This is a genomic window from Bacillus sp. UNC322MFChir4.1 (assembly GCF_000746135.1).
Taxonomy (GTDB): domain Bacteria; phylum Bacillota; class Bacilli; order Bacillales; family Bacillaceae_G; genus Bacillus_A.
Window position 1 is genome coordinate 97,315 of the sequence record NZ_KN050812.1, and the last position, 12,504, is coordinate 109,818.

The following is a 12,504-nucleotide window of genomic DNA, read 5'->3' on the forward strand; positions in this document are numbered from 1 at the left end:
GGGGAACTAGCATGATTCAAACAAAAGACATTATCGAATTAACAGAAACATACGGAGCAACTAACTACCATCCACTTCCGATTGTAATTGCGAAAGCTGAAGGTGTTTGGGTAGAAGATCCAGAAGGCAACCGTTATATGGACATGCTCAGTGCATATTCTGCTGTAAACCAAGGTCATCGTCATCCAAAAATTATTCAAGCGCTTATTGACCAAGCAGGGCGTGTAACATTAACATCACGTGCATTCCACAGTGATCAATTAGGCCCTTGGTATGAAAAAGTTGCAAAATTAACTAATAAAGAAATGATTTTACCAATGAATACAGGTGCTGAAGCTGTCGAAACTGCTATCAAAACGGCAAGACGCTGGGCATATGATGTGAAAAAAGTAGAAGAAAATAAAGCTGAAATTATTGTGTGCGTAGATAACTTCCATGGCCGTACAATGGGCGCTGTATCTATGTCATCTAATGAAGAATATAAACGCGGATTTGGACCAATGCTTCCAGGTATTGTTGTGATTCCTTACGGCGACATCGAAGCATTAAAAGAAGCAATCACACCAAATACAGCCGCATTTATTTTAGAGCCAATCCAAGGCGAAGCTGGTATTAATATTCCACCAGCAGGTTTCTTAAAAGAAGCATACAATGTATGTAAAGAAGAAAATGTATTATTTATCGCAGATGAAATCCAAACAGGCTTAGGCCGTACTGGAAAATTATTTGCATGTGATTGGGACAATGTGATTCCTGACATGTACATCCTTGGAAAAGCGTTAGGCGGCGGTGTATTCCCAATTTCTTGCGTTGCTGCAAGCCGCGAAGTTTTAGGCGTATTTGAGCCAGGCTCTCACGGTTCTACATTCGGTGGTAATCCGCTAGCTTGTGCAGTTTCTCTTGCTTCTCTAGAGGTACTATTAGAAGAAAAATTAACTGAACGCTCTTTACAATTAGGCGAAAAGCTAGTAAATCAATTACGTGAAATTGACAATCCAATGATTACAGACGTGCGCGGAAGAGGATTATTTATCGGTATCGAATTAAATGAACCTGCACGCCCTTACTGTGAACAATTAAAAGCATCCGGTTTACTATGTAAAGAAACACATGAAAATGTAATCCGCATTGCTCCGCCTCTTGTTATTTCTGAAGAAGATTTACAATGGGCATTCGAAAAAATTAAAGAAGTATTATCTTAATAATAAAGAAGGTTGCCCGTTAAAAGGCAACCTTCTTTGTGCTATACAATGGTTCTAATTATATACAACAGACTAACTAAAATAGGAAACATGAGTAAAATACCGATGATACAGGATATCCAAACATGCTTCCATTTCCACCAGCCAACTACATTTCCTCTCCAAAACAAAAACAATGAAAATGGAATGACTAAAAAGAGAGCTGTACCGAGACCAGGTACATATCCTCTCTTCAAAATCGCACCAACAAGATGAACAATCCCATTCATAAAAATCATAGCCTGTGTAAACAGGATCACATATAACGTAACCTTCTTCAAAAACAGATTGTGTATTAATACCACCGCACACACAAAAACAGTTAGTATAAGTATCGCTAGGAAAAAATGCTTGGATTGTAGCATGTTCTCTTCCATTTGAACCGGGCGGAAATACTTTATTTCCGGAAAAAAATAATACTCCTCTGCATTATGCAATGCAAAAATAATGGGGATAAACCAGAAATACAGCGAACGCGTCGGATTATTTAACAGCATTACGAAGCGTTCCGACATTTTCTACAGTGATAGCAACCTCATCGCCAGCATGTAGAAATCGAGGTGGTTGAAATCCTTTTCCAACTCCGGCTGGTGTTCCGGTCGCAATAATATCACCTGGCTCTAACGTCATACCTTTACTTATAATTGAGATAATTTCTTCAATGGAAAACATCATATTTGCCGTTGTAGAAGATTGACGTACTTCCCCGTTCACCTTCGTTTCAATATGAAGCGCATTCGGATTATGAATCATTGAGTGGTGTACGATAGATGGTCCCATTGGACAAAATGTATCAAAACTTTTCCCAAGAAAAAATTGCTTATGCTTCTTTTGAATATCCCTGGCTGTCACATCATTTACAATCGTATAACCAAACACGTGATGCAAGGCTTCTTCTTTCGGAATTGCCTTTCCACGCTTTCCAATCACAATTGCAAGCTCACCTTCATAATCAAGCTCATTTGTCGCATGCGGATGACTATAAATTTGATCCCCCTCGCCAATTACAGTTGTCGGGGCCTTTGTAAAAATAATAATATTTTCTGGAATGGTTCCCTCTTTGTCCATTTCGATTACATGTTCATAATAGTTTTTCCCAACACAAAGAATATTTTTTCTTGGCCTTGGAATCGGAGCTAATAACTTAACTTCCGATAATGGATAATAAGCATCCTGGCAATGTTCTTTCGCCCATTCGACAATCTCAATTACTTTTGTAATAAAGGATTCTCCTCGGTCAATGCATTCTAACATCGTAATAGGAATCGTAACCTTTTCCTCTTTTTTCCGTTGCGCTTCTCTTACATGCAACACCGTTTGTGATGTTTCGTCTATAACACCAACAAACACTTTTTCATCTGTTTTTGCTGTCACAAACCGCACATTTCCACATCCCATCTTCAAATTCATACTGTAATTGTATTCGCACCTATTAACAAAAATCCTCCCGAAAATATTTTTAATTTACAATATTCTTTCTAATGTTCACATATTCGAAAAATTTTTTTGACAAAATATGTAGAATTCCTTCTTCTTTTAGCGAATACGTTTCTTTTTTATGGAAAGTTTGTATAATATGTACTACAGACACACCTAAAATTTATAAGGAGACGGAGCCGATTCTATGTTTGAGCAAGCAATTGAAAAAAAACGCGAAAAGATGAAATACTTGGCCAAACGATACGGAATGACATCTCAAAAAACGGTTAGTTGTAGTCAAGAGCTGGACAGGCTCTTAAATGTTATATTACTCATACAAATAGATGATATGCCAACTCAACATACAGACGTGCACTCCCAATGAGTGTGCGTTTTTTATTTAGAAAATAACAGACACATATTTGCACAAACGCCCATACAATAATAGAGTAAAACTCCCATCATAGACATTCAGATGAAAAAGGGACAAATACAAAAACTTTTAACATGAAAGGTGTTTTCTATGCCTGCAATGGTTGGACACGTTAATATTGTTAACGTCGGATCAAGTGGTGTATTTCACATTGGAGATGTTTTTGCCATTCGCCCCATTAGTTATTCCCGTGCATTTGCAGGAGCGGGTTCTTTTAATGTCGGAGAACAGGTAGCCATATACAATTACGAAAACATAACAAATGTAAACGATAATGATGTAATCGATCAACCAATCACTGCTACTTATTAAAGGAGGGAAAAAAATTGAAACTGTATGTACACCAAAGTATTATTATTAAAAACATAAGAATAGAGAACCTTACAACTTCAGCTGTCTTTCAAATTGGAAGCGCAGGTAGTATAAAAACATTATCAAAGTTCTCGAATACAGGTGGATTTACACAACCAACCCCTCCGCTAACAGCTCAGGGACAAATTATTTCTGTTTCCCCTCCCCCTCCTAGTTCTTCTTAACGGACTAATATCATAGACATATACCAATATACCCTCCAGATCAAAAAGGAGGCTTCTAGCAGTGAATCAAGATCTGTATACTTATTTACAACAATTACAACAAGTAATTCAACAACAACAAGAAAGAATAAATATTTTAGAAACAAAGCTAACGCAAATAACGGAGGAAATAGCAGAACTAAAACAGCGCCCATCTTCTTCAATTGGGAAAGTCGAATATAAATTTGATCAACTAAAAGTCGAAACTTTAAGTGGTACATTAAATATTGGTTTAAATCCTTTTACGAGCAAGGGCGAAATAATTGAAGACTTTGATGTGGAGACTGAAACATTAAAAGTAAATCCTGAAACTCAAGTAAATCCCGATTTTTATCAAGACATCATTCAAGAAATGCATCGCTATCTAGACGAAGAAGCGTATACCCGGATTCTTCATTTTGAGCAAGAAGAACGAACACCTCTTGATGATATGTACCGTCAAATGATGATTGATGATATAAAACAACAAATGGAACATCGTCTCCCGTACTATTTATCTCAAGTACAGCCGCATCCCGAAATTACATCGAATCCGCAGTATATGAAAGATGTCATTATTCGAGCAATGAAACAAGATATTGATAAAGCATTTCTTTCCTTTATTCAGCATATACCACGTAACTTCCGAAAGGAGTAAGTGCATATGAATTTTACTGTCATTAATCATGAAATCAAAGTCGGAAATATTCGATCTCTTGGGATATCTTCGTCTGCTTTATTCTTAGTCGGCGATGCAAACCTTATTATTTCATCTTCTATTTTAGATACACCGTTTGAATCGGTTACAGGCGGACCATTTGTACCACTCGTAACCGCTGTACCTACCACTCCTCGATAAGGAGGGCTCGTTTTGTTTCGACATATTTCCGTTGTTCATCAGTCCGATGTCATGACGCTAGGACTCAGTTCTGTTGTTCAAGTTGGTGATTCAAATCATGCAGAATTAAAAACTAGAGCGATTATCGTCCAGCGTGAAATTGCTAACTTTATTTCTAAAGAAGGAGACATGGAAGCATATAAAATATTTGTCGACGATAAAATTACAATTCCAACTCGTGTCAACGAAGTGCGAATGACAGTCATTAATACAAATCCCTTTATCGAGGTAGACTGCATTACCATTCAAAGTATGCTAAACGCCTCTTGTCTTCATATTGGATCTATTGATTACGTATTTGCAAACTCACGCATTTTACAAATTCGCCACTTTGTTACAAAAGAACCTTTTCACCAAGAACGCATATAGTACCATAAAAGGAATTTGAAGTAGGTGAAAACATGCCGTCTCTTGTCGGAAATTTAGTCGTTCAAAATAGTAACGGTTCTTTTAACTTAGGAGATTTCTATAATGTATCTCCAAAAGAAAATACGAAAGCTTACAACGGATCCGGTTCATCAAATGTTGCATTTGTTTTAAATACATTTAACGGTGTAAGTGGTACAAATACATTTGATTCCGATGTAGCTGATCAAGATCAAATCGGAACAGCATAGCGCGGAAAACAAAAAAACGGAGGGATTCCCTCCGTTTTCTCATTTTCCATCAATCTACTTGCAATACGTGACTACCATCAAAGAAATATAAATATGTTTCTTTTACAGATTGATGTAGACTTTTCTCTAACGCCTTGCGATAAAGGGCAAGCTGTGTTTTGTACCGTTCTTCTAATATTGGCCGCGCTTGTTCGAATCCACCTGGGAATCGCCCTTCAATTGTATCTGTTTTAAAATCAATTAAAACGATGCCATCTTCTTCCTCAATCATACAATCGATAACCCCTTGAACAAGGATAGATTCGTCTTGTTCATCTGTCCAATCTTGATATGCTTCATCTGCTGATAACATCATTGTAAACGGTACTTCGCGCTCTACATGCTTTGCAGCTAATAATCGTTTTCCGAGTTCTGTTTCAAAAAATGCAACAATTTTTTCCGGTGCTATTTCTTCTGCTTGTTCAAATGTTAACAGCTCTTTATTTACCATTTCCGCAATTTGTTCTTGAATTACTTCAATCGTTATTGCTTTCGCTAAGTTTACATGCTGCATAACCGTATGAACGGCCGTCCCGCGTTCTGCATACGTAAGTCCTTTTTTCTCCATAAAACGCGGACGCGTTTCAATTGGTGCACGAACTCGTTTAATAAACGACGTATCACTACCCTCTTGCGATTGGTAGTTTCGTTTAATTTCCGTAACAGATTGCTTGGCGCGGTGCGTTGCTGCATCTTCGAATCTGTACTGCCATGTTAACCTTTTATACACTTCCTCTTGCTTTTCACTGCAAAGAGAAACTGCTTTCTGCTCCCTGAGCGCTTCTAATAACTCTTGTTTTTCTTCTTTCATTGGCTCCGGTGCTTGCAACTCTGCCGCGTCAACCGCTTCTACTTTCCAGTTTGCATCATATTCGTATAAATCAGCTGGAATACTTCCTTGTCCCATCTGCAAAAGCATGTCGCTATCTTTATGTCTGCATAATGATGGTACAATCCAATCTAAATAACAAGTCGCCCCGGCACGTACATAATCCGGCAATAACCATTCGGTATGTTCGCGGGCATCTAACCATTTCTGGATTTCTTTTTCTTTATCTTTTACAGTTCCAATTAAAATGAGCTTTTCTTTCGCACGTGTTAACGCTACATATAAAACGCGCATTTCTTCGGCAATCAGCTCCATTTTCATTTTGCGCTTAATCGCAAGCTGCGATAATGTCGTATATTTAATACGCTTTTTCGGATCAATAAACTGCGAACCAAATCCGTAATCTTTATGCAGCAAGAAACGTTTCATTAAATCTTGTGTATTAAAACGTCTGCCAAGCCCTGCGACAAATACAACTGGAAACTCTAGTCCCTTACTTTTATGAATGGTCATAATGCGCACAACATCTTCTTGTTCACCAAGTGCACGTGCTGTTCCCATATCATCACCGCGTTCTAGTATCCGCTCAATAAAACGCAAGAAGCGGAATAAACCACGGAATGAAGTCGATTCATATTGACGAGCACGGTCATATAAGACGCGAAGGTTTGCCTGGCGTTGCTTACCAGCGGGAAGACCACCCACAAAGTCATAATAACCTGTTTCACGATACACTTTCCAAATTAAATCAGAAAGCGACTGCTGATGCGCAAATTCACGCCACTCTTGTAAATGCTCGTAAAACCATGATATTTTCTCATGCAATTCTTTCTCTTCCTCTAAAGGTGCGCCTTGCAAAAACGAGCGCATTACTTCATAAAAGGAGCCCTTTTTCCCATGAGAACGCAGCGTCGCCAGTTCTTCGTCTGTTAATCCAACAATTGGCGAACGAAGCACAGCTGCTAACGGAATATCTTGCGCCGGATTATCAATGACGCGAAACAAGTTCATCATTACATTCACTTCTGTCGCTTCAAAATAACCTGTCGCAAGCTCTGCATACACAGGAATACCTTGCTGTTTTAACTCTTCCATAATTTGCGGCGCCCACGGCATCGAGCGCAGTAAAATAACAAAATCACGATACGTAACAGGGCGCATGCCGTTTGTTTTTCGGTCATATATTTCATAACCAGAATCGACCATTGCTTTTATTCTTTGGGCAATGAGGCGCGCTTCTAATTGCGCCTTTTCTAATTCAACGCCTTCCTCTTCATCCGTTGCTTCGCTATCAGATTGATGGATAAACAGCAATTCTGCTGCTGTATCCTCCCCTTCCGGATAGCTCGCTCCAAGCTTTAACTCAGCGTCTTCATCATAATCAATTTCTCCGACAGCTTCGCCCATAATTTGTTTAAAAATATAGTTTGTCCCTGCGAGTACTTCATGACGACTGCGGAAGTTTTTCGCTAAATCAATTTTCATGCCACCATCGATGCCTTCAGATGTAAAACGTTTATATTTCCCTAAAAATAGTCCTGGCTCTGCTAAACGGAAGCGATAAATACTTTGCTTCACATCGCCGACCATAAATAAATTACCATCTTGCTCCGAATCTTTCGTTACAAGCTTAATAATCGATTCTTGCACAAAATTTGTATCTTGATATTCATCAACAAGCACTTCTGTAAACTTTTGACGGTACTGCCACGCAACTGGTGATGGACGCAGTTCTCCCTCATTTGTACGCTCACTTAAAATTTGTAAGCAAAAATGCTCTAAATCTGTAAAATCAACCATCCCTTTATCGCGCTTAATCGCTTGGAACTGTTCTGTAAATACTTTTACAAGATTAACAAGCTTTTGCAGCACAGGGTGCATATCTTGAAAATCGCGTAAAAAACTTTCTGGACTACGGCTAAATAATTCTTCATGCAGTTTCTTTACTTCATCTTTCGCTTTATTCCGCAAACCATCAACTTGCTTCACAATCTCTTCATTATAATCACTCTTTTTAATACGCTTTAACGTTTGCCAAGAAGCAGTTTGCATCGCTTCATATGTGCTTGTCCAAGAACCGTAAGCTGCTTCGGACAAGTTCTGAAGTAACAAAAGATCCGCCTGCAGCGTTTCAACGCGCGGTGCTGGGCCGTCTGGTAACATCGCAAGCTCAATCGCTTTTTCAATATATTGCTTTGCCGTTTCCAACTGCACCTTTACATCCTCTAATAAATACGAAGCGTACTGTAAATCTGCAATTGTTTTTCCTTCGACGTTATATGCATCAACTAATTTATCAAGCCAGCCGTTCGGATCCGGATGCGCTCTTGACTCAGTATGAAGCGCCAAAATCATCCGCTGCAGATCATCGTCAGTGCGGTCGCTCGTGTAACGATCGACAAGTTCAAAAAACAACTCATTATTCTCCATGCCGTACTCTGCTTCTAATATGTCATCGAGAACTTCTTCTTTTAACAATTCATTCTCCGTTTCATTCGCAATGCGAAAACGCGGATCAACATCGAGCATATAATAATACGTTCGAATCACTTGTAAACAGAAAGAATGAATTGTCGAAATCGATGCTCTGTTTAGAAGACTCAGCTGTTTGCGAATGTGCGGCGAAACTGGATCAAGGGTCAATACTTTTTCTAGCGCTTCTCCAATTCGGTTTTTCATCTCTTGCGCCGCTGCATTCGTAAACGTTACGACAAGCAATCGATCGACATCAACTGGATTGTCCTCTCGAATCATTTTCCGAATAATACGTTCAACAAGTACCGCTGTTTTTCCCGACCCAGCTGCAGCTGCAACTAAAATATCACGGCCATCCGCAACGATTGCTTTCCACTGATCCTCGGTCCACTGACTTCCTTCTGGTTTTGCTGGCCAAGTTCGAATCATGACTGGGTCTCCTCTCTCATCTTCTCTAATGCTTCACTATCTTTCATATCTTGCAGTGCTCTGTATTTGTTATCTTCTAACGACTCGTCAAATTGACAAACAGAGCGGAAATTACAAAACGTACATGCTGTTTTGTTCCCCATTTTATACGGCGCGATATCGATGACACCTTCTGTTATATCTGTTCCGATGTTTTCAAATGTACGATGTACGTATTTTTGCAGTACATCAAATTCTTGTTCACTCGCAATATCAGAACGAGCACTAAAGCTGCCATCTTTTTTAAGACCCGCTGAAATGATGTTCGAGCTTCCTGTCGTTAATGTGTTATCCATTAAGCGCACGACATCAGCGTCTCCAAGGACAAGCCCTTTCATTTTAAATTTCTTTAAAATTTCTTGTTCTATTTCAGCCTCTGACACGTCGCCTTTCATTTCAACAATTGGATTATGAATATGGAAATACAGGACTCCGGCAGGATTTACATTTCCGCCACGCTCCATCCATTTGCTTGCGTTTGTTGTGACAACATCTAAATATGTTAGCATCTGCAGTGCTAGGCCGTAATACACTTCCGTTAAATCTAATTTTTTCGCACTCGATTTATAATCGATAATACGTAAAAACGTGCCCGTTTCATCTTCCGCTTTATCAACGCGGTCAATTCGCCCAACCACTTCCATTTCCACACCATTTGGTAATCCAAATTTCATAGCTGGCAACGAGTTTGTTCCGCCCATACCAAATCCGACTTCTAAATCAACAGGTACAAATCCACTCGACTTTGCATGCTCTCGTAACACAAGTGACGTACGGAAAATGATTTGCTGCAATTTATGTTTTAAATAATGATGTCTGTTGGAACTTAATAAAATTTGGCGTTGCAAAAGCGGCGCTAATTCTTCAATCACTGTAACGGAAAGATATTCACACTCTTTTACTGTTAAATCAGCCCAAGTCCGCTTTTCTTTCAATAATTTATCAGCAATTTTTTTCAAAGCGGCATGGAACAGTTCCCCGATATCTGGTGCATCTAATTTAAAAATATCACGTTCTTTTAAAGATAAGCCATGCTGCGCAAAATGAGCATACGCACAGCGATTAAAGAGCTCCATACGTGATACGCTGCCTTTAATTTTGTCACCGTATAACTCCTCGCTTACGGCGTTGCTTAATTTACGAGCCCGGTTTCGGTAAAACAAACTGGATAACACACGAATGCTCTTTTGTTTCCATTCCGGCGTTGTAACATAAAAATTGTATACATCCCACCAGAAAGAAAGATTCCCTTCAAAACCGTATCGTTTCCAATTTTGGAGTTGCTGCGTTAAATAAGAAAGTGTCACTTCTGGCGTCGCAACGTATGAAATTTGCTCACTATGAGACAAATCATTGACATCATTCGTTAAAAAGATTTCAGCAGCAGATGGGAACATTCTTTTCACTTTCTTTATGAAGCTAGATGTTAATAGCGTCTTCCCTTCTTCATCTGCAAGTGGACAAGAAATATATAACTTCTCTGCTGCCCTTGTCACTGTTTGATAAATGACAAATTGTTCATCGAGTAACTTTTGCCGCGCTGTTGGTGCCAGTTCGATTCCTGCTGAAACAAGTACTTCTCGTTCTTCATCAGATAATACTCCATCATCTGATGGCGCCGCTGGAATAATCCCTTCATTTGCTCCAATTACAAATGCTGCTCGAATATTTGAAAGACGCGAACGGTCAATATTTGCAATTAACACTTGATCTAAAGACGGTGGAATATTCGCGAACTGGAGCGACTCTAAACCTGTTGTCATCACATTTACAAACATAGACAGAGACATCTTCTCGTCTCCTAGCATTTCAACGCACGTATCTAGCAGCGTGATGACTTGTTCCCATACTTGATCATGATCATTAGCAAATAAGAAATTCCCTTCCTCTTCTGCTTGCAGGCGTAACGCTTCTAATTTTTTCGGAACGTCTAGCTCTTCTAAAAATAAGTAAACTGCTTCACACATACTCATTGTCGCTCTTGCCCGTTTTAATCGCTTTTGCAAACGAATAATCGGTGTGCGAACAATCTCACGAAGACGATTAATCTTTTCTTCCATTTCTCGTTCGCTATCTGTTTGACCGCCATGTACACCATCTAATGAACGGTAACGGCGATATGTCCACGGCTCTTCCGAAGTCCATCGTTTCCCTCGCACGCCATACGCTAAACAGTAATTTTCAAATTCGTCCATTTCATCACGGATTTTCGCTTTATTTCCATCTAACGGGTACAACAGTTCGGTTTTTATACAACGAAATACCGCGTCATAACGCCAATTCCCACTAATAACTTCTAACGCAGAGCGAATAAACTCAATTAATGGATGGTGAAGCATAGGGCGTTTTTCATCAATAAAGAACGGAATATTATAATCAGTAAACAATGTCTTCATCATATCGTAATAGCTTTCTCCGTTACGAAGAAGCACTGCGATATCACGGTAACGATACCCTTCTTCTGCTACTAATCTGCGAATTTCGCGCGCAACACCTTCCACTTCTGCCCGCAAATTAGCCGCAGCATATAGTGTAATGTGTGACTCACCTTGAAACTCTGCATACGGACGAGAATCAAAATGCGCCTCTAAATGCGCAAGTGCTGGTGACATAAAACGCGGCTCTTCTCGCATGAAAATCGTATTTTCAATAACAATTTTCTCTTCACTTGCTACTTGTTTGATTTTTTCATACGTAACCAGCGTTTGATAAAATAAATCCAGTTCATCTACTTGCTGTGATAACGTCTGCTCATCAATCGTGAGTGCAATTGTCATCTTTGCTCCGCATCGCAGTAGTTGCCTTACAATTTCTAACTCTTGCGGTGAAAATGTATGAAATCCATCAATATAAATGATGCTATCCTTCACATACTCTGAATAGGGAAGCTTTTCAAATAAAAGCTGCATATAATCTTCAGAATCTAAATATTTTCCAATTAACGCTCGTTCAAAATCATCATATAGAAGCTGCAAATCATACATTTTGTTCGCTAACAGTTTCTGTTCATTGCCATTGCTATGAGCCTCTAATTCCTGCCACATCGCATACACATTTGACGGCGTTAAATTGTGTCGTTTAAATTCCGTAATCATACTGCCCAGTTGTTCAAAAAATCCGTTTTGCTCTGCTGCTTTCTGAAAAACATATAATTCTTCTTTACGCGCCTCGACAATTTTACGAAGCAACATATGCACACCAGATTCATCAATATGAAGGCGGCTTGCTCCGCCTACTTCTTGAAGCACCTTCCACGCTAACCGCGAAAAACTAAACACTTGTGCACGAATCGAGCCGCTTACGTCTCCATTAATTAATGCTTGCTGCGTTTGGAATGTCATTTGCTCTGGCACAAGATATAAAATCGTTTCACCTTTTGGACGATGCTGCAGCTCTTGCTGCACTTCTTGCAAACACATCGTACTCTTTCCACTTCCAGCTCGTCCTATTATAAATCGAAGTGACATGTAAACCCGCCTTTCTATAAGTAAACGTCGATCAATCAAGATCTATCCGAAAAAGAAGGTAATT

General features: G+C 39.3%; 12 protein-coding genes. 8 read left to right on the forward strand and 4 right to left on the reverse strand.

Annotation, left to right across the window (positions count from 1 at the left end):
• The first annotated feature begins 11 nt into the window (after positions 1-11).
• The gene (locus BR72_RS22405; protein WP_035437315.1) at positions 12-1,202 is read left to right on the forward strand and encodes an ornithine--oxo-acid transaminase; all 1,191 of its coding nucleotides are present in this window, start codon (positions 12-14) and stop codon (positions 1,200-1,202) included.
• 41 nt (positions 1,203-1,243) lie between these two features.
• Here the strand turns inward: BR72_RS22405 and BR72_RS22410 are convergent, their stop codons facing one another.
• A complete protein-coding gene (locus BR72_RS22410; RefSeq protein ID WP_035437318.1) occupies positions 1,244-1,756 on the reverse strand; it encodes an HXXEE domain-containing protein in 513 nt (170 codons plus the stop codon).
• Positions 1,725-2,639: a fumarylacetoacetate hydrolase family protein gene (locus BR72_RS22415; protein ID WP_035437580.1), complete on the reverse strand. Its 915-nt coding sequence runs from the start codon at positions 2,637-2,639 to the stop codon at positions 1,725-1,727. The genes BR72_RS22410 and BR72_RS22415 overlap by 32 nt, the downstream gene beginning before the upstream one ends.
• A gap of 226 nt (positions 2,640-2,865) precedes the next feature.
• Between BR72_RS22415 and BR72_RS22420 the strand changes: the two genes are divergently transcribed.
• The 7 genes from BR72_RS22420 (at position 2,866) to BR72_RS22450 (ending at position 5,162) form a co-directional block, all read left to right on the forward strand.
• A complete protein-coding gene (locus BR72_RS22420) occupies positions 2,866-3,045 on the forward strand; it encodes an aspartyl-phosphate phosphatase Spo0E family protein (RefSeq protein WP_035437320.1) in 180 nt (59 codons plus the stop codon).
• 138 nt (positions 3,046-3,183) lie between these two features.
• Positions 3,184-3,405: a spore germination protein gene (locus BR72_RS22425; protein WP_035437322.1), complete on the forward strand. Its 222-nt coding sequence runs from the start codon at positions 3,184-3,186 to the stop codon at positions 3,403-3,405.
• A 14-nt stretch (positions 3,406-3,419) separates the two neighbouring features.
• Complete coding sequence (locus BR72_RS22430) at positions 3,420-3,629, forward strand: spore germination protein GerPB (protein ID WP_035437325.1); 210 nt, start codon at positions 3,420-3,422, stop codon at positions 3,627-3,629.
• Positions 3,630-3,690: 61 nt separating this feature from the next.
• Positions 3,691-4,305 carry a spore germination protein GerPC gene (gerPC, locus tag BR72_RS22435; RefSeq protein WP_035437327.1) on the forward strand — a complete coding sequence of 205 codons (615 nt, stop codon included), beginning with the start codon at positions 3,691-3,693 and terminating at the stop codon, positions 4,303-4,305.
• Positions 4,306-4,311: 6 nt separating this feature from the next.
• Complete coding sequence (locus tag BR72_RS22440; RefSeq protein ID WP_035437330.1) at positions 4,312-4,506, forward strand: hypothetical protein; 195 nt, start codon at positions 4,312-4,314, stop codon at positions 4,504-4,506.
• Between the two features lie 12 nt (positions 4,507-4,518).
• Positions 4,519-4,914, forward strand: a complete 396-nt coding sequence (locus BR72_RS22445) for a spore germination protein GerPE (protein WP_035437333.1) — start codon at positions 4,519-4,521, stop codon at positions 4,912-4,914.
• A 32-nt stretch (positions 4,915-4,946) separates the two neighbouring features.
• Entirely contained in the window at positions 4,947-5,162 is a 216-nt protein-coding gene (locus tag BR72_RS22450) for a spore germination protein (RefSeq protein WP_020059858.1), read from the forward strand.
• Positions 5,163-5,211: 49 nt separating this feature from the next.
• On the opposite strand, the gene addA is transcribed toward BR72_RS22450, so the two are convergent.
• Together addA and addB are read right to left on the reverse strand one after the other, a co-directional pair.
• Entirely contained in the window at positions 5,212-8,934 is a 3,723-nt protein-coding gene (gene addA, locus BR72_RS22455; RefSeq protein ID WP_035437336.1) for a helicase-exonuclease AddAB subunit AddA, read from the reverse strand.
• Positions 8,931-12,440 (reverse strand): helicase-exonuclease AddAB subunit AddB, encoded by a 3,510-nt coding sequence (gene addB, locus BR72_RS22460; RefSeq protein WP_035437338.1) that lies wholly within the window; start codon positions 12,438-12,440, stop codon positions 8,931-8,933. The genes addA and addB overlap by 4 nt, the downstream gene beginning before the upstream one ends.
• Positions 12,441-12,504 lie beyond the last annotated feature (64 nt).

Coding starts and splice junctions, on each gene's coding strand:
- BR72_RS22405 (WP_035437315.1), top strand. CDS start 12: ATGATTCAAACAAAAGACATTATCGAATTAACAGAAACATACGGAGCA.
- BR72_RS22410 (WP_035437318.1), bottom strand. CDS start 1,756: ATGTCGGAACGCTTCGTAATGCTGTTAAATAATCCGACGCGTTCGCTG.
- BR72_RS22415 (WP_035437580.1), bottom strand. CDS start 2,639: ATGGGATGTGGAAATGTGCGGTTTGTGACAGCAAAAACAGATGAAAAA.
- BR72_RS22420 (WP_035437320.1), top strand. CDS start 2,866: ATGTTTGAGCAAGCAATTGAAAAAAAACGCGAAAAGATGAAATACTTG.
- BR72_RS22425 (WP_035437322.1), top strand. CDS start 3,184: ATGCCTGCAATGGTTGGACACGTTAATATTGTTAACGTCGGATCAAGT.
- BR72_RS22440 (WP_035437330.1), top strand. CDS start 4,312: ATGAATTTTACTGTCATTAATCATGAAATCAAAGTCGGAAATATTCGA.
- BR72_RS22450 (WP_020059858.1), top strand. CDS start 4,947: ATGCCGTCTCTTGTCGGAAATTTAGTCGTTCAAAATAGTAACGGTTCT.
- addA (WP_035437336.1), bottom strand. CDS start 8,934: ATGATTCGAACTTGGCCAGCAAAACCAGAAGGAAGTCAGTGGACCGAG.
- addB (WP_035437338.1), bottom strand. CDS start 12,440: ATGTCACTTCGATTTATAATAGGACGAGCTGGAAGTGGAAAGAGTACG.